Below are 21,970 nucleotides of genomic sequence, written 5' to 3'. Positions count from 1 at the left end.
AATTGCGATTCAGCGCAGGTCGACCCGCGCGTTGGTCAATACCACTACGTTGCGCTCCACGGCCGTGACGCGCAGCGAAACCGTTTCACCGCGCACCCACATCTCGGTGCGCAGCGTGTCGCCGGGCCACGCCGGCGCGGTGAAGCGCACGCGCATGCCCGCGAAGCGCGTGTTGTCGTAATCGAGCACCGTGCGCAGCACCGCATGCGCGGCCACGCCCATCAGCGCCATGCCGTGCAGGATCGGGCGCGGAAAGCCGGCCGCGGACGCTACCGAGGGATCGGCGTGCAACGGATTCAGGTCGCCGCTCAGGCGATAGATCAGCGCCAGCTGCGCGGGCGTGGCCAGTTCGCACACGTGGTCGGGCGCGCCGTCGGGCATCGTGTGCGGCGTCGGCAGTGCGTCGGTGCTGCCGCCTTCGCCGAAACCGCCGTCGCCGCGCAACAGGCTCAGTTGCACCACGGTCGCGAGCAGGCGGCCGGTATCGGCATCCGTGATGTCGCGCGTCTGCTGCAGGAACGCGCCCTTGTTTTCGCCCTTGTCCCACAGGCCGGAGATGCGCGTCGTGCCCGTGACGCGGCCGCTCGCCGGCAGCGGCGCGTGAATCCGGATTTCCTGTTCGGCGTGCAGCAGCTTTTGCCAGGTGATGCCGGTGTCCGGTTCGCGTGCCCAGAAGCCCGGGTACGCGAGCACGTTCGCCATCGTCGGCAGCGCGCGCAGCGATTCGCCTTCCTTGCCTTCGTACACGTAGCGCAATTGCCCGGCGTCGAGCGGATCGGCGCCGAGCCCGAGGCCGAGTGCGTAGAGCTGGGTATCGTGCAGCGAGTACGCATGCTCGATGGGCGGAAAGCGGCGGGACAGCAGGTGATCGGGCTGGAGCGGCATGGTGAATGGCGTGGCGGTTGATTCGAGTCCCTACGATGGAACCGTGCCGATCACCGGTCAACGCATCGGCGAAGTTTGTTCCGTACCTTGGCAGATGCCCGGCGCTCAGGGTCGCCGGCCCCAATCCCCGCCTTGACGACGCGATTTCATTTCCCGGAACGTTTCCGGCGGCGCAATTGTTTCGTGCCGGCGCTCGGCGCAGCATTTCGACGTTTTCTTCACCTTTTTTCAGGCGTACCGACATGATTCGCGATCAAGAAACGCTCAACGGCCTGCTCGACTCCATTGCCCGCTTCGTGCGCGAGCGTCTCGTGCCCAACGAGGAGCAGGTGGCCGAAACCGACGAAATTCCCGAGGACATCGTCGCCGACATGAAGGCGATGGGCCTGTTCGGCCTCACCATTCCGGAGCGCTTCGGCGGGCTGGAACTGACGATGGAGGAAGAGGTGCTCGCGGTGTTCGAGCTGTGCCAGGCGTCGCCGGTGTTTCGCTCGCTGCTGGGCACCACCGTGGGTATCGGTTCGCAGGGCATCCTGTTCGACGGCACGCCCGAGCAGCAGGAGCGCTACCTGCCGCGTCTCGCGACCGGCGAGCTGATCGCGTCGTTCGCGCTGACCGAGCCGGAGTCCGGCTCCGACGCGGCGTCGCTGCGCACCACGGCCATCCGGGACGGCGACGACTACGTGGTCAACGGCACCAAGCGCTTCATCACGAACGCGCCGCATGCGGGCATCTTCACGCTGATGGCGCGCACCAATCCGGAGGACAAGGGCTCGGGCGGCATCTCGGCGTTCATCGTCGACGCGAAGACGCCGGGCATCAGCTTCGGCAAGCGCGACAAGAAAATGGGGCAGAAGGGCGCGCATACTTGCGATGTGATCTTCGACAACGTGCGCGTGCCGGCGGCCAACCTGATCGGCGGGAAAGAGGGGCAGGGTTTCAAGACGGCGATGAAGGTGCTCGACAAGGGGCGTATCCACATCGCCGCGGTCTGCGTGGCCGTGGCCGAGCGCATGCTGTCGATGGCGTTGTCGTATGCGATGGAGCGCAAGCAGTTCGGCAAGCCCATCGCCGATTTTCAGCTCGTGCAGGCGATGCTCGCCGACAGCAAGGCCGAAATCTATGCGGCGCGCTGCATGGTGGTGGACGCCGCGCGCCGGCGTGACGCGAAGCTGCCGGTGAGCACCGAGGCGTCGTGCGCGAAGCTGTTCGCGTCCGAGATGTGCGGGCGCGTGGCCGATCGCGCGGTGCAGATTTTCGGCGGTGCGGGCTACATGGCCGAATACGGCATCGAGCGGTTCTATCGCGACGTGCGGCTGTTCCGCATCTACGAAGGCACGACCCAGATCCAGCAGCTGGTGATCGCCCGCAACATGATCCGCGACGCACAATGATGCGCCGGGGCACTGATGCGGTGAGCGGCTTCGGAACCGGCAACGACGCGCGGCGGTGCGGTGCATCGCGCGCGCCGGACGACCATGCGGCGAACAGCCGGCACGCGCCCGAGGCATCGGGTGCGAACGGCCCGCGGCGCGTCGAGGTGAACTGGGCGTGGGCGACCAGCAGCGCCCACTACGACTGGATGGATCACGCGCCGCTCTTCGATCATCGCGACTGATCCCCATCGGGCCCGTTTCAGGCCCTTTATTCGTCGCACGCTTTCCCGCCCGTTTCGCCGCCCATCGGCCGGGCGCCGGCCGGCGGGCCCACGCGCCGGCGCGCCCGCGCGCCGGCTCGCGGCCGGTCGTCTGAATACCATTCGCCGTCGCGACGCCGATTGCGGCGGCCCGAAAGTGTGACAACAATGCAGGTGGCCGCAAGCGGGCCCGATGCAAAGCGAACGAACGCCGGCGCGCTCCGCGCATCGACCGGCAACTCGATCTGGCGGCGGATGGATCGCGTCGACAGGTTTCATTCAACCTTCAACGATTCATGGCTGCCGTGACTCCAACCCCCATCCAGTCCATCCTGATCGCGAACCGTTCGGAAATCTCGATTCGCGTGATGCGTGCCGCCGCCGAGCTGAACATCCGCACGGTGGCGATCTATTCGAAGGAAGACCGCCTGGCGCTGCATCGCTTCAAGGCGGACGAGAGCTACCTGATCGGCGAGGGCAAGAAGCCGCTCGCCGCGTATCTCGACATCGACGACATCCTGCGCGTCGCGCGGCAGGCCAACGTCGACGCGATCCACCCCGGCTACGGCTTCCTGTCCGAGAACCCGGAGTTCGCGCAGGCCGTGATCGATGCCGGCATCCGCTGGATCGGCCCGTCGCCGGACGTGATGCGCACGCTCGGCAACAAGGTGGCCGCGCGCAACGCGGCGATCGCCGCCGGCGTGCCGGTGATGCCCGCGACCGCGCCGCTGCCGGACGATCTCGCCGTGTGCAAGGCGCTGGCTGAAGAAGTCGGCTATCCGCTGATGCTGAAGGCGAGCTGGGGCGGCGGCGGGCGCGGGATGCGCGTGCTCGAGAACGAGCGCGACCTCGAGACGCTGCTGCCCGTCGCGCGGCGCGAGGCGCTGGCCGCGTTCGGCAACGACGAGGTGTATGTCGAGAAGCTCGTGCGCAATGCGCGCCACGTCGAGGTGCAGGTGCTCGGCGATACGCACGGCACGGTCGTGCACCTGTACGAGCGTGACTGCACGGTGCAGCGGCGCAACCAGAAGGTGGTCGAGCGCGCGCCGGCGCCGTACCTCGATCGCGACGGCCGGCAAGCGCTGTGCGAGTCCGCGCTGCGCCTGATGCGCGCCGTTGGCTATACGCATGCGGGCACCGTCGAGTTCCTGATGGATGCGGACACCGGCCAGTTCTACTTCATCGAGGTGAACCCGCGCATCCAGGTCGAGCACACGGTGACCGAGATGATTACCGGCATCGACATCGTGAAGGCGCAGATCCGCATCACGGAAGGCGGGCGGATCGGGCTGGCGGAGGATGCAACCGATGGCGACGGCACGATCGTCGCGCGCGCGGCCGGCGTGCCGGAGCAGCACGCGATTCCGCTGAACGGCAATGCACTGCAATGCCGGATCACGACCGAGGATCCGGAGAACGACTTCCTGCCCGATTACGGGCGGCTCACCGCGTATCGCAGCGCGGCGGGCTTCGGCGTGCGGCTCGATGCGGGCACGGCCTACGGCGGCGCGGTGATCACGCCGTACTACGATTCGCTGCTCGTGAAGGTGACGACGTGGGCGCCGACCGCGGCCGAATCGATTCACCGGATGGACCGCGCGCTGCGCGAGTTCCGGATTCGCGGCGTCACGTCGAACCTGCAGTTCCTCGAGAACGTGATCAACCATCCGGCGTTCATCGCGGGTGAGGTGACGACGCGCTTCATCGACAGGACCCCTGAACTGCTCGAATTCGCGAAGCGCGGCGACCGCGCGACGAAGCTGCTGCGCTATCTCGGCGAGCTGAACGTGAACGGCAACGCCGAGATGAGCGGCCGCACGCTGCCGGCGCTGCCGCTGCAGAAGCCGGTGCTGCCGAAGATCGATACGGCGGCGGCGATCCCGGCCGGCACGCGCGATCGCCTGAGCGAGCTGGGCCCGGAGAAATTCGCGCGCTGGATGCTCGACCAGAAGCAGGTGCTGCTGACCGACACGACGATGCGCGATGCGCACCAGTCGCTGTTCGCGACGCGCATGCGTACGGCCGACATGCTGCCGATCGCGCCGTTCTATGCACGCGAGCTGCCGCAGCTGTTCTCGCTCGAATGCTGGGGCGGTGCGACCTTCGACGTCGCGCTGCGGTTCCTGAAGGAGGACCCGTGGGAGCGGCTCGCGCTGCTGCGCGAACGCGTGCCGAACATCCTGTTCCAGATGCTGCTGCGCGGCTCGAACGCGGTCGGCTATACGAACTACGCGGACAACGTCGTGCGCTTCTTCGTGCAGCAGGCCGCGAGCGCGGGCGTCGACGTGTTCCGCGTGTTCGATTCGCTGAACTGGGTGCGCAACATGCGCGTGGCGATCGACGCGGTGGGCGAGAGCGGGATGCTGTGCGAAGGCGCGATCTGCTACACCGGCGACCTGTTCGACACGTCGCGCTCGAAGTACGACCTCAAGTACTACGTCGGCATCGCGCGCGAACTGCAGAAAGCCGGCGTGCATGTGCTCGGCATCAAGGACATGGCCGGCATCTGCCGCCCGCAGGCCGTCGCGACGCTCGTGAAGGCGCTGAAGGAGGAAACCGGGCTGCCCGTGCATTTCCACACGCACGATACGAGCGGCATCGCCGCGGCGTCGGTGCTCGCGGCAGTCGAAGCCGGCTGCGACGCGGTGGATGGCGCGCTCGACGCGATGAGCGGTCTCACGTCGCAGCCGAACCTGTCGAGCATCGCGGCGGCGCTGGCCGGTAGCGAGCGCGATCCTGGCCTGAATGCCGACCGTCTGCACGAAGCGTCGATGTACTGGGAAGGCGTGCGCCGCTACTACGCGCCGTTCGAATCGGAGATCCGCGCGGGCACGGCCGACGTCTATCGCCACGAGATGCCCGGCGGCCAGTACACGAACCTGCGCGAGCAGGCGCGCTCGCTCGGCATCGATCATCGCTGGACCGAGGTGTCGCGTGCCTACGCGGACGTGAACCGGCTGTTCGGCGACATCGTGAAGGTCACGCCGACGTCGAAGGTGGTCGGCGACCTGGCGCTGATGATGGTCGCGAACGATCTCGGCGTGGACGACGTGCGCAACCCGGACAAGGACATCGCGTTCCCCGAGTCGGTCGTGTCGCTGTTCAAGGGCGAGCTGGGCTTCCCGCCGGACGGCTTCCCGGCGGCGCTGTCGCGCAAGGTGATCAAAGGCGAGCCGCCGGCGCCGTATCGCCCGGGCGACCAGATTCCGCCGGTCGATCTCGACGCGGCGCGCGCGCAGGCCGAGGCCGCTTGCGAGCAGCCGCTCGACGATCGGCAACTGGCGTCGTACCTGATGTATCCGAAGCAGACCGTCGACTACTACGCGCACGTTCGCGCCTACAGCGACACGTCGGTGGTGCCGACGCCCGCGTTCCTGTACGGGCTGCAGCCGCAGGAGGAGGTGGCGATCGACATCTCGCCGGGCAAGACGCTGCTGGTATCGCTGCAGGGCCAGCACGCGGATGCGCAGGACGGCATCGTGAAGGTGCTGTTCGAGCTGAACGGCCAGTCACGTTCCGCGCTCGTCGAGCAGAAGACGGTCGTGCACGCGGGCAAGGAGCGCCACGGGCTGCAGCGCGCCGATCCGGGCAATCCGCTGCATATTGCCGCGCCGATGCCGGGCTCGGTGGTGACGGTGGCCGTGCAGCCGGGGCAGCGCGTGACGGCCGGCACGACGCTGATCGCGCTCGAGGCGATGAAGATGGAAACGCACATCGCGGCGGAGCGCGACTGCGAAATCGCGGCCGTGCACGTGAAGCCCGGTGAGCGGGTTGCGGCGAAGGACCTGCTGATCGAGTTGAAGGGAGGGGACTGAGGTGTGCCGACTGCACGATGAATTTGGCTGATGTCGTGCAAGGGTGCCGTGCGCTGCTGCGCGGATCGGTGACGCATGCCCGAATGGCCGGGGAGCGGTGCCGGTACGTAGCGACATGGGCCGGGCACCTCGATCGGCTCCTTTCTCTCAAGCCAGGTGGTAACGGCTCCCGTGTGGAGCTGTTACCTGCTCCAGTCACGGCGGCTGGCCAGCGCCCGCTCGTCTTTAACCGCTGCAAGCGCACCTTCGCGTTGAACGTCGTTGAGCGTGCGCCCATCGCGTTCTCTTCATTACCGTCTCGATGGCTGTGTCGGCACGATCGCCGGCCAGGGAACCGGGCGCTCCGCTTATCCGGTTGTCCGCATCTGCGCGGCCACCCCTGCATCCATCGCGAATTCCATTATTTGTGCGCGCTATCCGTTTTGATGCGTGCGTCATATCCATAGAAGAAATGACTGCAACGGGGCAGTCGTGCGTTCTCCATAATCGAAGACGCATGTGAAATTGCCTGCCCGCTCGATACTTCTTCATGACAGCTTTAATCCGGTGAGCCCGGCCTTTCGCGAGGTCGAGTTCGATGTCTCATTTCCTTTCGATTTTCGACCGATGACGAAGGATACGAAAGTGAGCAACGTACGCATTGATCAGATTGCCTTCCTGACAGCGGGAAATTACCCCGGCGAAGACGCGGCGGAGGGATTCGAGCGGGCGCTCGACCTGTTCCGCGCGGGCGAGGCGCTCGGCTACGACGGTGCCTGGATACGGCAACGTCATCTCGAGCGCGCCGTCTCGTCGGCCACCACGTTTCTCGCGGCGGCGAGCCAGCGCACGACCCGGATCGAATTGGGCACGGCGGTCATCCAGATGGGCTACGAGAATCCGTTCCGGCTGGCCGAGGATCTCGCCACCGTCGACGTGCTCTCGCGCGGGCGGCTCAATGTCGGACTCAGTGCGGGCGCGCCGATTCACGGGGCGCTGCTGGGCGAACGCCTGTTCGACACCGATCCGGAGCTTGTCGACTTCTCGCATGCACGCCTGGCCCGGCTGCGCCGCAATCTCGCCGGCGACTGGCTCGGTGACGAAGACACGTTCGTGGAATCGGCCGCGGGCAAGGTCCGGCCGCGCGTGAGCCCCTTCGCACCCGGGTTGACGGGACGGCTCTGGTACGGCGGAGGGTCCAGGCGGTCGGCCGAATGGGCCGGCCGGAACGGATTCAACCTGCTGATCGCCAACGTGACCACGGGCGAGGGCACCGACAGTTATCTCGACGCCCAGCTGCGGCAACTGGAGCTGTATCGCGACCATTGGCATGAAGCCCACGCACCGCGTATCTCGCTGGGGCGTGTGATCGTCCCGACGGACAGCGCGAGCGCGAAAGAGCGCGAACGCTATCGCGCGTTCGCCGACGCGCGTCATGCCCGCACGCTTGCGCCACAGGGCGAGCGACGCACGCTGTACGCGCCGGATCTCGTCGGCACCTCGGACGAAATCCTGGAGCGGCTGCTCGCCGATCCGGTGGTCGGGCAGGTGCGGGAACTGCGCGTCGAGTTGCCTTACGACCTGCCGTTCGAGAACTATCTGCAGATTCTCGATGATGTCGTGACGCGTATCGCACCGGCACTCGGCTGGCGCCCCGCCGATCGGCGCGAACCGGCGGCGGCCTGAGCGACCGCGCGTAGGCGCACCGGCGGGGCGAACACCGCGCCGGACCGCATCGATTTCATCATTCGCGCCGCACCACGTCCTGTCGCGCGAGTCGGTCGCGGTGGCCATCGGCTGACCGGGCGTCTGGTACGCATCGCTCTTGGACTAGCGCGCGAACGGGCCGAATCGAATGCAGGCGGGTGTCGACGCGGTTGCCGGACACCCATCTCCATGCTCGACAAGGCGCGCGGATTCGTCATCGACGCCGTCCGGGCGAAGCCGGTCGGCGCGACTATTTCGAACACGCGCAACACGTCATGCGCTCCGCTGTCGTCATCGGAGGGCCGACCTGATTCGTCCCGTCCGGGGTACGTAGCCGATCCGATCGGGCATCCGCGGATACTTCGTTGCACACGTTGCCATCGCGCGAGCGGGCTCAACCAATCGAATGACGCGAAAGGGCGTCGATCGATTGCCGGCACCGACGGAATCGGTGTCATGTTCCGTACTTCGATTGCATTCGGCGCATGCGTTCCGTCTCGAACAGATCGCCCACGCCCGATCCTTTACCCAAAGCCCGCCATCACCGTTTCCGTCGATATTCCAAAGTACGGAACATATCGTCGCTGCAATTTGACTCGATTCCCGTTGGCTCGTGTAATGCAAGACATCGGATGGCCGCACGTTGCGGGCAACCGGTACACGCAGTTCATGGCCGCTTTCAGAGCCGAATCGAGACAAATGGAGCAATCGATGTCGCCGCAGGCAACCCGGGCAGCGCCGCGCATGTCAGCGCAGGAAGACGCGAATTGGCACGACGCGTCGATCGGAGACGGCGAGAGCCAGGACGGCGGGCACGCGTCCCGCGCGATGGTCGTGCCGCTCGCGCGCAGCCTCGCGATACTGGCCGCGTTTTCGCCGCACGCGCCGTGGCTCGGCAACCAGGAGCTCGTGAGCGAAACGGGCATTCCGGCCCCGACGGTGTCGCGGATGGTGCGCTCGCTCGTCGCGCTCGGCTACCTTCACTATTCGCCACAGCGCCGCAAGTACCGGCTGGCGGCACCCGTGCTGTCGCTCGGCTATGCAGCGATCGCGCATTCCAACGTTCAACTGCTCGCCCGCCTCGAAATGCAGGCGTTCGCGAACGCGAACGAAACCTATGTGATGCTCGGCACGCGCGACCGTCTCGACGTGATCGTGCTGGAAACGTGCGCGGGCAAGCCCGCATCGGTCGATCTCAAGCTGCACGCGGGCACGCGGCTGCGCATCGCGTCGTCGCCGATGGGCTGGGCGCTGCTGGCGGCGCTGCCGGAGCTCGAGCGCTTCTATCTGCTCGGCAACATCGAACGCAAGACCGGGCGCGACTGGCCCAATCTGCGCCGCCGCATCAGCGAAGGCATTTCCCAGGTGCACAACGTCGGCTACTGCATGTCGCTCGGCGAATGGGAGCCGGACCTGACGATTCTCGCCGTGCCGCTGGTCGTCCAGGATCACACGCCGCTCGTGCTGGCCTGCATCGGCCGCAGCGCGCGGCTGGGGCGCGCGCGGGTCGAACGGGAACTCGGGCCGAGGCTCGTCGCGGCCGCGCAGCACTTGCAGGAGCAGGCAGTCGTGATCGACTGACGCGAACATGAACACGACCGACAAACAACAGGGCGTCACACTGACCGTCGAACGCGGGCTCGAAGTGCTCCACGCATTTCGTGCGGCCCGCGCGCCGTTGTCCAACGCGGAGCTGGTGCGGCGCACCGGTCTTCCGAAAGCCACGGTGTCGCGCCTGACGACGACGCTGATCTCGATCGGCTATCTGCGTCGGGTGGGCGGCGGGCGCCAGTTCGAACTCAGCGCCGGTGCATTGAGCATCGGCCATGCGTATCTCGAAGCGAATCCCGTCACGCGTCTCGTCACGCCGGTGATGCAGAAGCTCGCCGACAAGCTGAACCTGTCGGTGGCGCTGGCCGTCCCGCATCGACTCGACATGGTGTACATCGCATGGCGCGCGAGCGCCCGGATCGCCACGCTGCGGCTGGGCGTCGGTTCGCTGTTGCCGATGGCATCGACCGCGGTCGGGCGCGCATATCTGTACGCGCTGCCGGATGCGATGCGCGAGCCGCTGATCGCCGCGCTGCTCGAAGCGGCCGGCGACGACGCGGGCACGGTTCGCGAGAACCTCGAGGCGGCGTTCGAGGATCTGCGGCAGACGGGCGTCTGCATGTCGGTGGGCGAATATCAGCGCAATGCGTATGGCGTCGCGGTGCCGATCGTGGTCGGCCGTACCCGCACGCTGATGGCGCTGAATTGCGGCGCGGTGGAACTGGAGCCGGACATGGCGGCGATCCGCCAGCGCGTCGTGCCCGAACTGAAGACGGCGGCGGAAACGCTGTCCGTGATCCTGAGCGATATCGACTGCGAGCCTTGATGCGCATGTCATGAGGTCGTGCACCGGCGGCATACGCAACGGTGCGCAATCATCTAACTAATGGTAGTTACTTTGACGTATTCGGCGTTTCCGAAACGAGGAGAAGTGGACGATGGTTGGAGTGAACGACGTTCCCGGCCCCGCGCTGGCGATCGTGCAGGCCGCGTGGAACGCGGCTGCGCAAGACTGGAATCCGGACGCGCTGGCCGGGGTCTACACGGCCGACGCCCTGTTCTTCGGCGGGCGGCCCGGCCACTCGACCGGGCCTGACGCGATACATGCGTACTTCGCGTCGTACGCCGGCGTGATCCGGTCCGCGACGCTGGAGCTGGTGGAGCAACACTTCATCCGGTTCGGCGACGACTGCTTTCTCGCGCAAGGCTACGGCGAATTCGCGTTCGTGCTCGGCGACGGCAACACGTCGCGCTCGCGGTTGCGCACGACGCTCGTGATCGCGTCGCAGGCGGGCGAATGGAAGATCCGCCAGCATCATTTCTCGGCGTCGCCGGAGACGCCGCCGATCTGACGTGCATCGCCGATGCGGCGCGTGCCGCATCGGCCGGGACTCAAGCGGCGCTAACGTGACGCATCAGGAACGCCTCGGCGGCCTCGCCGAACACGTCGTTGCGATCGCCGGCGACCATGTGGCCCGCGGCGGCGACGTTCACGTATTCCGCGTGCGGGCAGAGGTCGAGAAATTCGCGCACGCCTGCTTCGCTGACCACGTCCGAGCTGCCGCCGCGCACCAGCAGCGCAGGCAGCGTCAGGTTGCGTGCGCAGGCCGAGAAGCGGGCGTGACGCGCCGGCAGGTCGATCGTGCGGGCCAGGAACCGCGGGTCCCAGTGCCAGTGATAGCGGCCGTCGTCGCCGAGCCGGACGTTCTTCGACAGGCCGGCCGGATTGCCCGGGCGCGAGCGGTTCGAGCGGTAGCGGCCGATCGCATCGGCGACTTCGTCGAGCGAGCCGAACCCGTCGGCGTTCTGCGCCATGAAGGTGCGGATGCGTGCGACGCCGGTCGGCTCGGTGTACGGCACGATGTCGACGAGGATCAGCGCGCGCGCATCGACCTGGCGCTCGCCGATCGCGACGAGGCTCGTGCCGCCGCCCAGCGATGCGCCGATCAGCGCGGGGCGACGTCCGCCGAGCGTGGCGACGATCTGGCGCAGGTCGCGGACGAACGCATCCTGGTCGTAGTCGCCGCTCGCGCTCCAGTCCGAGTCGCCGTGTCCTCGCGCGTCGTACGCGAGCGCGAAGTAGCCGGCGTCGGCCAGACGTTCGCCCGTGCCGCCCCATGCGTGGCGCGTCTGGCCGCCGCCGTGCAGCAGGATGACCGGTGGCGCGTCCGGGTGCCCCCATGTATCGCCGGCGAGCCGCACGCCGTCCGCGCCTTGCCACAGGTGCATCGGATCGGGGGTGCCGGGAAGCCGGCTGCCGGATTTCATGGGGGCCGGGGTGAACGGGGTGGTCGATGGATGCATGGACGTGACGACGGGCGGCTGAAGAGGAAGGGCGGGCGGATCGGGCAGCCCGGCGATGCTTCAAACTTCGCCGGTGCGGTCGCGAGTGTCAACGTGCGCACGTGCGCCGTTCCGTACTGTGACGCTGCGCGCGGCATGTGGCCCGGCGCGCATGTCGAGGGTGACGTCGCGCGAGACGTCGAGCGTTTCCGCTTCGCTCAGGAGATTCAGGCAATCGTGGCGATGACGACGCGCGCCCGGCGAGCCGGCCGACGGCAACCCGATGCGCTGGTCCGCCTGGTGAAATTCGGCTACCCTCTCGAACATTAGTTTTGTACCGGATGGCGGTGGGCAAGAGGATCAGGCAGTATCGCGGGAAAACGGCGCGCGCCGCCGCCGGCCCCGGTTCCGCCGACGCGGCACGCGGTTTCCTCATTCATCTAGATGCTTGATAACAGACGGCTGATACACGAACGTGCGTAAGAAAAATGTAAATCCCAGCGCGGATACGCGGGAAACCTTGTTGCGGCTCGCCGCGCGTTCCTTTGCGACGCAGGGCTATGCAGCGACGACGATGCGTTTCATCGCGGACCAGGCGGGGATCGAGGCGGCCAGCATCTACTATCACTTCTCGTCGAAGGAAGAACTGGTGGACGTCGTGATGGAGCATGGTGCGGAGAGCATCGTGCAGCACATCAACGAGCACTTCGCTGCGCTGCCGCCCGATGCGACGGCCGACGCGCGCTTCAAGGCGGCGCTGATCGGGCAGATGAGCGCGCTGATCAAGTTCGGCGACTACGCGCTCGCGCACAGCCGGCTCCTGACGCAGCTGCCCGACAAGGTGCGGGAGCGCCAGGTCAAGCGGCGCGAGCGGCATCAGCAGCTGTGGACCGCGGTGTTCGACGACCTGCGCGCCGAAGGGTGGCTGCGCGAAGACGTCGATGATGCGCTGTGCCGCGTCTTCGTGCTCGGCTGCATCAACTCGGTCCAGACCTGGTTCGATCCGAAGAAAGGGTCGCTCGACCATGTCGCGGATCAGCTCGTCAGGATGTTCTTCGAAGGCGTACAGCCGGCCACGAAAACGCCTGCCTCGAAGGCGCCCGCCGCGAAAACGCGGCGCGGCAGCCGCAAGACGGAACTCGCCGCATCCTGACTTCGCGCCAGCGGTAGCGGCCGACGTGTCAGGCGGCCGCGTTCATCAGCAGCATGGCCGGGTCGTGCGCGGCCTGGTGCGCGAGAAAGCGCAGCACGACATGGGCGAACAGGTCGTAGTGTTCTCCCGCGACCGTGTGGCCGGCATCCTGCACATCCGCATATTCCGCGTGCGGGCACAGCTTCAGGAATTCGCGCGCGCCTTGCTCGCTGACGATCTCCGACGCTTCGCCGCGCACGAGCAAAGTCGGCAGCTTCAGGCGGCGGGCGCTCGCCGAAAAGCGTGCATGGCGGCGCGTCAGGTCGCGCGGCCACGCGAGAAAGAGCGGGTCCCAATGCCACCGGTATTTGCCGTCGTCGTAGCGCAGGCTGCGGGTCACGCTTTCCTGCGACAGCGCATGCGCCGGAAGCGAACGGTAGCGGCGGATCGCGTCGGCCGCTTCGTCGGGCGACTCGAAGCCTTCCGCGGGCTGCCGCATGAACGAATGCAGGCGTGACGCGCCGTCGGGTTCGATGTGCGGCGTGATGTTCACCAGCACAAGCGCCTGCGCGTCGAGATACCCTTCGCCGACGGCGAGCAGGGCCGTGCCGCCGCCCAGCCCCGCGCCGACGAGGATCGGCCGCCGGCCGTCGAGCGTGGCGACCACCCGTTCGAGATCCCGGATCATCGCGCCCTGGCTGTAGTTGGCGGTCAGCGACCAGCCCGAATCCCCGTGGCCCCGTGCATCGAACGCGATCGCATGAAAGCCTGCCGCACCGAGCGAGCGGGCCATGCCGGCCCACGCGTGGCGCGTCTGCCCGCTGCCGTGCAGCAGGATGACGGGCGTGCCATCGGGGTCGCCCCATGCACTGCCCGCCAGTTGAATGCCGTCCCTGGTCTGCCACGTACGCGGCGTGCCGGTCAGGCAAGCCGCGCGTGTTCCCGTCGTCGTCGAAGTGTTCATGATCCGTTGCTTCCCGCGTTGCGATGCCGCGCCGCGCTGAAATTCACCCGTATGCGCATAAGGTCGCGGCCGCATGCGGCCGGGTCAATCGGGATCGACGAAACGTTCCGTACTCCGGTCGAATTGCGCTCGATCAGAACTTCTTGTTGATCCCGACGATGCTGCCGATGGTCGTGCCCCGCGCGCCGAACATCGCGTTGTCGATCGACAGCCCGGTTTTCTCGGTGCCGCGGTTGTTCGCCGCGCCGATCTCCCAGTACAGCGACGTCGCTTTCGACAGGAAATACCGGGTCGTCAGTGCGCCCATGATCGAGCGATTGTTCGAGTCGTGCGGGTCGCGGATGTACCACACGCCCGAGTTGATATCGACCTGCGGAACCGGGTAGTAGTCGAAGCCGAGATTCCACACGTTGTTGGTGCCGCCGTTCACGGCGCCGCCGACGATCGTCGTGGGCACCTTGTAGCTGGTGAACGACCCCTTCACCGTGATCGGGCCGAAGTTGTAGCCCGCGCCGATCATGCGCCCGAGGAACGGCTGCTGGAACGTCGTGAGCGTCGGCGTGCTCCTGCCCGAACTCGAGTCGTACATCGCCGCGTTGATGAAGAGCCCGCGATACGCGTAGCGCAGGGCGACCGAATATTGCTGCCCCGCGCGAAAGTCACCCGCGACGCCGCCGGGCGCAACCATCGCGCGGGCGGAAAACCCCGCGATCTGCGGGCTCGTATAGGTGATCGCGTTGGGATTGAACGTGCCCACGAACGTCTGGTCGGCATAGACCGAGAACGCGGTGCCGAACTGCCCGGCGTTGCGCGGATCGGATTCGTAGATCGCCAGCACGAACGGCGAATACTGCACGCCGGCCTTCAGTTCGCCGTAGCGGCCGCTGAGCGCGATCCACGCCTGCCGCCCGAAGAAGTTGCCGTTGCTGTTGTCGTAGCCGCCGTTGGCCACGCTGAAGCCGTTTTCCAGCTTGAAGGTCAGCTTCATCCCGCCGCCGAGGTCTTCCTGCCCGAGCAGGCCGAAATTGGATGGTTCCAGCCCGCCGTTGATCAGCCCGAACTGCTTGCCGCCGTTGCCGCCGGTCGCCGCATTGCGCGTCTTGCTGGTGTACAGGAAGCCCGTATCCAGCGTGCCGTAGAGCGTGACGCTGCTTTGCGCCCAGGTCCAGGCCGGCAGGATCGAGATGCCAAGCACGAGGATCGTCTTTTTCTTGAGGCGGCCGGGCAAGGGGCGAACATTCATTTCGGTATCCGAATCTAATGGGTGACTGGAAGGGAGTCGCTTCTGGTGCAATCGGTGCTGCCTCGAACCGTGTACGAACCTCCGGCGGCGGTGGCCGGGATCGCGTGGGATTTAATCTAACGTTTGGTAGAGTGAATGTCGGAACATTGAATCTCCATTGGGTCTAACCCGCATCGGATTCGCGCCCGATCGAACGCGTGAGTCGACGTGTTCCGTACTTCAATTCATGATTGGCACGGAAAAATCCGGAAAATAATTCGCCATGCGTAGTAATTTTTATCCGGCATCGATGATGGAGGCGGGGTTTGATCGATGTCGTTCGAGAGCAGCCGAGCGTGACGACGTGTTGTCGCGTTTCGTCGAACGGAACGACACATTCTGACGAATGCGCCTTGATCGGATTCATGGCATGAATCCGGGTTGAAAATGTGTTGCCGAATATTTCTTGCACGGATCGTACGGACGAGTTCGGGCACGACAGTGCCCTGTTCGCGGTGTCGATGAGGAAGGTGCCGGACGGCGTCTTGCGGGAGCGACGTGCGAAAGATGCCGATCCATCCTCGCGAGGCGAGGCGGAATCGAAGAGCGCAACGCGACAGGCGCGCTGCGCATATCGAACGCGCAAGTGGAATGGCCACCCCGGAAAGGGCGGCCGGTGACGCCAGGATCGCGCTGAGGAAGGCGACCTCGTGCGGTTGGCCCACGCGGCTCATCGGCAGCATGGGCCTGGTGTTACGAAATGCCGAAACGGCAAAGGCGCACGCTCAGCTGGCCGATCGTGCCCGCGCGCCGTCCCGGGCGGAATCGGGGCCGAGCATGCGCATGATCGATGCGACGTCGTCCGCACGCTCGAGCGTGAAGACCGCATCGACCACATCGTCGATCCGGCCGGCGGGCAGCACGTCCTCGACATTGCGGCGGAACTTCGCGATCAGCTCGTCGTCGGTCATCAGGCTCGCCGGGTCGGGCGACGGGCTGCCCTTCGGGTAACGCCGCTCGTCGACGAACGTCCGGCCGCGCGCGGACACTTCGATTTTCGCCGGCCGGCTGGCGGCGTGGCCGGACAGCAGTTCGACGTAGTTCGGATGCACCTCGTGCGTGACCTTGTCCATCAGCGCCATCACGGACGGCCCGAAGACGAGCGCGGGATCCTGCCAGGCCTTGCCGGGCGGCGGGCGATGCGCGCCGAGCGCGAGGCCGTGTGCGATGCTGAACTGCGCGTCGTGAACGTGTTCGATGTTCCGGTTGAGCCACACGGGCTGCTCGACGAAACCTTCGACCCACGCCTTGATGCCGGTGATTTCATGCGGCGCGATGTCGTTCGTTTCGACGATTTCAGTGAGGCCGTCGAGCAGTGCGTGAAGAATGCGGCAATGCGGATAGGGCTTGAACGCCTGTTCGGACGGAAAGCGCCAGTCGGTGCCCAGCGCGTCGGTGATGTGCTGCGGCTCCCAGCGTTGCGTGCCGATGAAGCGCGGGAAGCCGTACTCGCGATCGTCGAGGATCTGCGTGTCGCCGCGATGGCCGAGTTCGGCCATGTGCGCGGCCGTCATCGCCGCCTGCGTGAGCGCGCCCGCAAGCAGGTACTTGATCGTCGAGCTCGGTGCGTGCTGAAACCACGCGACCTGCGAGTTCACCGGCGCAATGCTGCCGGCGATGCCGAGCGCGTTCGGCAGCACGGCGGGCGCCAGCGCCTTCAGCCTGACGATCGCGGCGGTCGCGCCGAACACGGTGCTGCTGTAGCCGTACACGGGCGGCGGCGCCACCTTGCCGTCGCGCGTGTCGCGCAGGTAATCCATCGCCTTGCCGATCCGGTACGACATTTCGTGCGACAGCGCGATCGCCTCGATCAGCGCCTGGCCGCTCGCGTGCGACGTCTCCGCGACGGCGAGCGCGCCGGGCAGCACGTACGGCGTCACGTGGCCGGGCGGCACGACGGCATCCATGTCGAGCGCGTTGATGAGTTCGCCGTTCGCGAATGCCGCGCCGGACATCGACACGCGCTCGCCGGTGCCGATGATGGTCGCGTCGCCGTGGCCGCCCGTCAGCCGCGCATAGTCGATGCCGATGCGCCCCTTCGGTTCGTCGACGGCGGCGACCGCGCAGCCGATCGAGTCGAGCAGGATGCGCTTGCACGCGTCGACGACGGGGGCGGGGAGCTGATCGTAACGGGTGCCGGCGGTGAAGTCCGCGAGCTGCTGGATGATGGTGTCAGGCATGGTGCGGTGGTCCTGTGGGAGAAGCGGTGAGGCGCGATGCGATCGCAGCGCGTCGTGCGTTTGCTCGGATCATTTAGTCGCGTGTGCGTCGCCGTTCGCAATGTCCGTATTCAAAGCGTTCCATCCTTCGAAAATTTCATGCAGTGCAACGTGCGGGCTACGGGGATTCCCTGATGGGAAATGCGCCGCGGGAAAATAGAATAACTACTGTTTGTTAGGTAAGGCAATACGGCGACGCGCTCTCGCATTGCTCCGGGCGTTGCGTTTCAACACGGATTTCTTCCTCCGGCGGGCTCGATGCATGAGCGCCGCCGCTTCAACACGATTCCGGGCCACGCATGCAATCCGAGAGCGAGTTCGGTCAGGAATCGATCGACGCGTACACGCAGACCAAGTCGATCATGCTGCGCATGTGATTTTCACCAACCAGAACAGAACGAAATCGAAGGAGACGCCAGTGAGCGTAAACATTCCGGGCTTCATCGACGGCAACAAGAAACTGCTGATCGGTGGCCAATGGGTCGAGCCGGTGGGCGGCGAGCAAATCGAGGCAATCAATCCGGCCACCGGCGAGGTGCTGTGCCACATCGCGAAGGGCGGCACGCAGGACGTGGAGCGGGCGGTCGCGGCCGCGCGCCGCGCGTTCGAGGGATCGTGGAGCCGCTTCACGCCGCATGAGCGGCGCAAGCTGCTGCTGCGCGTGCACGGCGTCATTCTCGACCACTTCGACGAGCTCGCGCTGATCGAGACGCTCGACATGGGCGCGCCGCTGGTGCGCACGCGCGGCTACAAGGAATGGCTGTCGCAACTGCTGCAGTTCTACGCGTCGCAAACCGGCGCCGGCACCGTGCAGGCCGCGCCGATGTCGATCGCGCCCGGCTTCACCGCGCTCAAGCACCTGATGCCGGTGGGCGTGGTCGGCGGGATCATCCCGTGGAACGGCCCGCTGATGGGGTTGTGGTGGATCTACGGCCCGGCGCTGGCCACCGGCTGCACGGCGGTGCTCAAGCCGGCCGAGGATGCGTCGCTGTCGTCGCTGCGCGTGTCCGAACTGATGATGGAAGCCGGCGTGCCCGACGGCGTGATCAACGTCGTGACCGGCTACGGCAAGGACGTCGGCCAGGCGCTGGCCGAGCATCCGGACGTCGACCGGGTGGCCTTCACCGGTTCGGTGGGCACCGCGCAGGCGATCGTGCGCGCGTCGGCCGGCAACCTGAAGCGCCTGCAGCTCGAACTCGGCGGCAAGTCGCCCGACATCGTGTTCGCCGATGCCGATCTCGACAAGGCCGTGCCCGGTGCGGCGATGGGCGTGTTCACCAATACCGGCCAGGTGTGCGTGGCCGGCACGCGGATCTTCGTGCAGCGCGCGATCCACGACGAATTCGTGCAACGCATCGCCGCGTTCGCGAAGACGATCCGGATCGGCGACGGCCTTGCACCCGATACGCAGATCGGCCCGCTGATTTCGCAGCGCCAGCTCGAGCGCGTGATGCACTACGTCGACATCGGCGGCAAGGAAGCCACGCTCGTGCACGGCGGCCAGCGCCCGGGCGGCGAGCTCGCGCGCGGCTATTTCGTCGAGCCGACGGTGTTCGCCAACGTGCGCAACGACATGACCATCGCGCGGGAGGAAATCTTCGGGCCGGTGGCGTCGGTGATCCCGTTCGACACGATGGAGGAGGCGCTGCAGCTCGCGAACGACACGCCGTACGGCCTGGCCGGCGGCGTGTGGACCAGCAGCCTGTCAACCGCGCACAAGGTCTCGCAAGGCATTCGCTCGGGCACGGTCTGGGTCAATTGCTACGGCGTGATCGATCCGGCCGTGGGCTTCGGCGGCACGAAGATGAGCGGCTACGGATGGAAGGGCGGGAAGGAGCACGTCGAGAGCTTCCTGTACCCGAAGGCGACCTACATCAACCTGGGCTGAGCCGGCGCGCAGGCGCTCGACCCCGTTGCACGACAACCAGGAGACAAGGACATGAAAGGCGTGGTGTTCAGAGGCGAACGGAAGCTGGAGATTCTGGATTTCGACGACCCGGTGCCCGGCCCCGGCGAGGCTGTGATCGAGATGAAAGCCTCCGGCATGTGCGGCAGCGACCTGCATTTCTATCGCAACAAGCCGGCCGACGTGATCCGCTCGCTGGGCTTCAAGGATCTCGCGTCGCGCGGCATGTCGGAGGACACGCCCGTCATCGGCGGCCACGAGCCTTGCGGCCAGATCGTCGCGGTCGGCGCGGGCGTCGATCCACGCGCGTTCAAGGTCGGCGATCGCGTCGCGGTGTTCCACTACGAAGGCTGCCTGCATTGCGACCACTGCCGTACCGGCTGGACGCAGATGTGCAGCCACGGCGCGGACATTCACGGCGTGATCAAGCACGGCGGCCACGCGCACTACATGAAGGTGCCCGCGACGTCGCTGGTCCATTTGCCCGACGAAGTATCGTTCGCCGCCGGCGCGGCCATTTCGTGCGGCACCGGGACGGCCTGGGGTGCGCTGCTGCGCCTCGACATCAGCGCGCGCGACACGCTCGCGGTGTTCGGGCTGGGCCCGGTCGGCTTGTCCGCGGTGCAGCTGGCCGCGGCAATGGGCGTGGAAGTCATCGGCGTGGACATCGCAGCCGATCGCGTCGCGCGCGCCACGGAATTCGGCGCAACCCACGTGATCGACGGCAGCAAGCAGGATCCGATCGAGGCGATCCAGAAGCTCAGCGGCGGCCTGGGCGTGACCTGCGCGATGGACTGCGCGGGCGGCGAAGTGCCGCGGCAGCAGGCGGTGCGCAGCACGCGCCCGTGGGGCCGCATCGCGCTGGTGGCCGTGGGCGGCAACCTCAACGTCGACGGGATGAAGGACGTGATCGGCAAGCAGCGCACCATCATCGGGTCGTACACGTTCTCGGAAGTCAGCATGAAGGAATGCATCCATTTCGTCGCGGATCACGGCGTGGACGTCGACAAGCTGTTCACCGACTACTGGAAGCTCGACCAGGCCGACGAAGCGTATCGGACGTTCGACGCGCAGTCGGGCGGCAAGGGCGCGTTCCTGTTCTGACCGCTCGCGCCGGCCGGAACCTGATACCCGGGCATGTGTCGGGACACCCCATTTCGAATTCGACTATCCAGGAGCAATTCATGACCATCTCCCAAGAGCCCCGGCCCGTCGTGCCGGACAACTGCCCGCCGCTCGAACAAGCGGTGGTGCGCTTTATCCAGGAACTGAAATACGAGCATCTCGACGCGCATGCGCACGCCGGCATCAACCGGCTGATGCGCGACCAGATCGCATTGCAGGTCGGCATCTCGAAGCTGCCGTGGTCGGTACAGCTGCTCGACTATGCGAAGGCCCAGCAGCGTCCGGGCAACAGCCGCGTGAGCGCGTCGGCGCTGACGATGAGCGCGGCGGACGCGGCGTTCGTCAACGGTTCGTACGGCCACGGCTTCGAGTACGACGACGCGCACGGCCCCAGCTACAGTCACCCCGGCAGTTGCGTGATTCCGGCCGCGCTCGCGATCGGCGAGGAGCTGGGTTCGTCGCTCGAGGACATCATCGTCGCGATGGTAGCCGGTTATGAGGTGTACGCGCGCATTGGCATGCTGGCCGCCCCCGAGCTGCTGCAGCGCGGCTTCCATCCGCATGCCACGCTGTCCAATTTCGGCGCGGCGGCCGTGGCGGCCAAGCTGCGCGGCTTCGATGCCGAAACGACGCTGCACGCGCTGGCGATTGCGCTGAGCCACGTGTCGGGCACGACGGAGTACACGTCCACCGGCGGCTCCATCAAGCGGATCCATGCGGGCATCGGCACGCGCAACGGGATGGCGGCGGCCGACATGGCCCGCGCCGGCATCACGGGCCCGCGCGCGTTCCTGAGCGGCAACAAGGGCTTCTTCCGCACGTTGCTGCAGCGGCAGGCCGGCGACGCGGCCGAACGGCGCTTCGTGATCGACCGGCCGTTCGAGATCGGCACGGTGTGGCTGAAGGCGTACTGCGCGTGCTACTGCACGCATGCGTACATCGACGCGCTGCGGCCGTTCGCGGCACGCCGCGACGAGATCGCCGACATCCACCTGAAGATCACGCCGCATTTCAACGTCGTCGTCGGCACGGCCAACGCCAACGCTTACGAGCCGAAGAACATCGAGCACGTGCAGTTCAGCCTGCCGATCCAGGCGGCGTTCACGCTGCTGGGCCACGGCAACGGCTATCCGGTCCATCGCGACTACCTTGCCGGCAAGGTGGACATGGCGCCGGTCATCGAGATCGCGCGCAGCATCCGCATCACCGAGGAGCCCGCGCTCGAAAAGCAGTATCCCGGCAAGTTCGTGGCCGACGTGACGGTGACGTTCAAGGACGGCCGCACCGAGCACGTGTTCGTCGGCGACCCGATCGGCACCGACACGAATCCGATGCCCGAGCGCGAGCAGGACGAGAAGTTCATGGACCTGACCCGGGACGTGCTGAGCGCCGAACGGGCCCGGCAACTGCTGGCCGCGCTGCGCGAGTTGAACCCGGCGATGAAGGCCGCGGAGCTGACCCGCATGTGGGCCGTCGAGCGCTGATC

18 protein-coding genes are annotated in these 21,970 nt (G+C 66.6%); 12 read left to right on the top strand and 6 right to left on the bottom strand.

The features are described 5' to 3' along the window. Positions 1-9: 9 nt before the first annotated feature. Complete coding sequence (locus BCO18175_RS13630; protein ID WP_174981553.1) at positions 10-885, bottom strand: MaoC family dehydratase; 876 nt, start codon at positions 883-885, stop codon at positions 10-12. Positions 886-1,127: 242 nt separating this feature from the next. Here BCO18175_RS13630 and BCO18175_RS13625 point away from each other — a divergent pair, with 242 nt between their 5' ends. The 7 genes from BCO18175_RS13625 to BCO18175_RS13595 all read left to right on the top strand — a co-directional run bounded on the left by BCO18175_RS13625 (position 1,128) and on the right by BCO18175_RS13595 (position 10,925). Further along, positions 1,128-2,279: an acyl-CoA dehydrogenase family protein gene (locus BCO18175_RS13625; RefSeq protein WP_011350016.1), complete on the top strand. Its 1,152-nt coding sequence runs from the start codon at positions 1,128-1,130 to the stop codon at positions 2,277-2,279. 20 nt (positions 2,280-2,299) lie between these two features. Next, positions 2,300-2,503 (top strand): hypothetical protein, encoded by a 204-nt coding sequence (locus tag BCO18175_RS13620; RefSeq protein WP_174981550.1) that lies wholly within the window; start codon positions 2,300-2,302, stop codon positions 2,501-2,503. Positions 2,504-2,817: 314 nt separating this feature from the next. After that, complete coding sequence (locus tag BCO18175_RS13615; RefSeq protein WP_174981547.1) at positions 2,818-6,336, top strand: pyruvate carboxylase; 3,519 nt, start codon at positions 2,818-2,820, stop codon at positions 6,334-6,336. Positions 6,337-6,942: 606 nt separating this feature from the next. Continuing rightward, positions 6,943-8,001 (top strand): LLM class flavin-dependent oxidoreductase, encoded by a 1,059-nt coding sequence (locus tag BCO18175_RS13610; protein WP_217483915.1) that lies wholly within the window; start codon positions 6,943-6,945, stop codon positions 7,999-8,001. Positions 8,002-8,766: 765 nt separating this feature from the next. Further along, positions 8,767-9,603, top strand: a complete 837-nt coding sequence (locus tag BCO18175_RS13605) for an IclR family transcriptional regulator (protein ID WP_041492639.1) — start codon at positions 8,767-8,769, stop codon at positions 9,601-9,603. Positions 9,604-9,610: 7 nt separating this feature from the next. Continuing rightward, positions 9,611-10,399, top strand: a complete 789-nt coding sequence (locus tag BCO18175_RS13600; RefSeq protein WP_174981544.1) for an IclR family transcriptional regulator — start codon at positions 9,611-9,613, stop codon at positions 10,397-10,399. 112 nt (positions 10,400-10,511) lie between these two features. Next, positions 10,512-10,925 (top strand): YybH family protein, encoded by a 414-nt coding sequence (locus BCO18175_RS13595; RefSeq protein ID WP_174967034.1) that lies wholly within the window; start codon positions 10,512-10,514, stop codon positions 10,923-10,925. Between the two features lie 40 nt (positions 10,926-10,965). Here the strand turns inward: BCO18175_RS13595 and BCO18175_RS13590 are convergent, their stop codons facing one another. Beyond that, positions 10,966-11,841, bottom strand: a complete 876-nt coding sequence (locus BCO18175_RS13590; RefSeq protein WP_174981540.1) for an alpha/beta fold hydrolase — start codon at positions 11,839-11,841, stop codon at positions 10,966-10,968. Between the two features lie 30 nt (positions 11,842-11,871). Between BCO18175_RS13590 and BCO18175_RS13585 the strand changes: the two genes are divergently transcribed. Both BCO18175_RS13585 and BCO18175_RS13580 read left to right on the top strand, forming a co-directional pair. Next, positions 11,872-12,186, top strand: coding sequence for a hypothetical protein (locus BCO18175_RS13585; protein WP_174981538.1), 315 nt, complete (start codon positions 11,872-11,874; stop codon positions 12,184-12,186). Between the two features lie 145 nt (positions 12,187-12,331). Next, the gene (locus BCO18175_RS13580; protein WP_302480651.1) at positions 12,332-13,009 is read left to right on the top strand and encodes a TetR/AcrR family transcriptional regulator; all 678 of its coding nucleotides are present in this window, start codon (positions 12,332-12,334) and stop codon (positions 13,007-13,009) included. 28 nt (positions 13,010-13,037) lie between these two features. Here BCO18175_RS13580 and BCO18175_RS13575 read toward each other — a convergent pair whose 3' ends face one another. From BCO18175_RS13575 to BCO18175_RS13560, 4 genes are all read right to left on the bottom strand, one after another. After that, a complete protein-coding gene (locus BCO18175_RS13575) occupies positions 13,038-13,952 on the bottom strand; it encodes an alpha/beta fold hydrolase (RefSeq protein ID WP_174981535.1) in 915 nt (304 codons plus the stop codon). Between the two features lie 133 nt (positions 13,953-14,085). Then, positions 14,086-15,195 (bottom strand): porin, encoded by a 1,110-nt coding sequence (locus BCO18175_RS13570; protein WP_174981532.1) that lies wholly within the window; start codon positions 15,193-15,195, stop codon positions 14,086-14,088. A gap of 163 nt (positions 15,196-15,358) precedes the next feature. Continuing rightward, positions 15,359-15,601, bottom strand: coding sequence for a hypothetical protein (locus BCO18175_RS13565; RefSeq protein WP_174981528.1), 243 nt, complete (start codon positions 15,599-15,601; stop codon positions 15,359-15,361). Positions 15,602-15,959: 358 nt separating this feature from the next. Further along, complete coding sequence (locus BCO18175_RS13560) at positions 15,960-17,414, bottom strand: MmgE/PrpD family protein (protein ID WP_174981525.1); 1,455 nt, start codon at positions 17,412-17,414, stop codon at positions 15,960-15,962. A gap of 457 nt (positions 17,415-17,871) precedes the next feature. On the opposite strand from BCO18175_RS13560, the gene BCO18175_RS13555 reads away from it, so the two are divergent. The 3 genes from BCO18175_RS13555 (at position 17,872) to BCO18175_RS13545 (ending at position 21,968) form a co-directional block, all read left to right on the top strand. Continuing rightward, positions 17,872-19,341 carry an aldehyde dehydrogenase family protein gene (locus BCO18175_RS13555; RefSeq protein ID WP_254608062.1) on the top strand — a complete coding sequence of 490 codons (1,470 nt, stop codon included), beginning with the start codon at positions 17,872-17,874 and terminating at the stop codon, positions 19,339-19,341. Positions 19,342-19,392: 51 nt separating this feature from the next. Further along, a complete protein-coding gene (locus BCO18175_RS13550; RefSeq protein ID WP_174981518.1) occupies positions 19,393-20,463 on the top strand; it encodes a zinc-dependent alcohol dehydrogenase family protein in 1,071 nt (356 codons plus the stop codon). Positions 20,464-20,543: 80 nt separating this feature from the next. Next, positions 20,544-21,968, top strand: coding sequence for an MmgE/PrpD family protein (locus tag BCO18175_RS13545; protein WP_174981516.1), 1,425 nt, complete (start codon positions 20,544-20,546; stop codon positions 21,966-21,968). Positions 21,969-21,970 lie beyond the last annotated feature (2 nt).

Source organism: Burkholderia lata, from assembly GCF_902499335.1.
Taxonomy (GTDB): Bacteria; Pseudomonadota; Gammaproteobacteria; order Burkholderiales; family Burkholderiaceae; genus Burkholderia; species Burkholderia lata_B.
Note: the sequence above shows the minus strand (reverse complement) of the source record. Positions and strands in the feature narration are given on the sequence as shown.